Raw genomic sequence first — 923 nt, 5'->3', positions numbered from 1 at the left:
CATGCCATTTTTCTTGGATCTGTTATAACTGTAAAACCTTCTGTTTTTGATAATAATGTCCAAGATAAAACCTGACCTACTCCAGGAACAGATTTTATTAATTTCTGCTGCTGGCAAAGATTTTCATCATTGCGGATAATATCTTCAATATCATTTTCAAGACTCTTAATTTGTTCCTCAATATTTTTAATGAGTTTTACATTCAGACTTTTTAATTCTTTATCCAATCCTATTCCTTTCATTAATTTGTAGTCATGCTGCTGAACCATAAGCTGTTTTTTGATTTTTATTCTTAAAGCTCTTTCAGTCAATAATATTTTTATCTTTTTAATGGAGCAGGAACTTGGCTTCCATTCTCTGCTTTCCTGATAATTTTTTTCAATAAAACTACAAATTCGCAACGCGTCGATCTTATCATTTTTGCCTCTGACAAGACCTATGCTTTTCTTGATATGAAGAGCTGATATGACATAAACTTTAAAGTCAAATTTCTCAAGTGCTTCAAACAGATTCCAATTATACCTGCCAGTATTTTCCATAGCTATCATTACATTTTCACCTGAATATTTTTTGAAAAAACGCTTTATAACCTGAACCTTGTTTTCAATGGAAAAGTAATTTACAGATTCTTCCTTAACACAGATATCCAAAGTCTTGCTGCTAATATCAATGCCGATAATAATGTTTTTCATAACTTTGCTTTTACGATTCAACAAATGATTTGAGAAATTCATCATAAGCTCTACTCCTTAATAACGGGTCACTAGCCCAAATTTCTATCTGAGTCTTTGATGAAAGGGAAGCTAAAGTCTTAATCGAAATATGAGTCATAAGCTCGGAGGACCGAATAGTTTACTTTTGCTTCCTTTCTCAATCATAAATCTACTTAAAATTTCAAAAAACAAATCTAAAGGAGGAACGAG

Annotated in this window: 1 protein-coding gene; it reads right to left on the bottom strand. The window is 31.5% G+C overall.

Annotated elements, in window-relative coordinates; all coding sequences use genetic code 11:
- Positions 1–692 (bottom strand): IS110 family transposase (locus ACFS3A_RS26715; RefSeq protein ID WP_379828780.1); only part of this gene is annotated, 692 nt, incomplete at its 3' end.
- Positions 693–923: the final 231 nt, after the last annotated feature.

Source organism: Flavobacterium notoginsengisoli (assembly GCF_042686225.1).
Taxonomy (GTDB): domain Bacteria; phylum Bacteroidota; class Bacteroidia; order Flavobacteriales; family Flavobacteriaceae; genus Flavobacterium; species Flavobacterium notoginsengisoli.
Note: the sequence above shows the minus strand (reverse complement) of the source record. Positions and strands in the feature narration are given on the sequence as shown.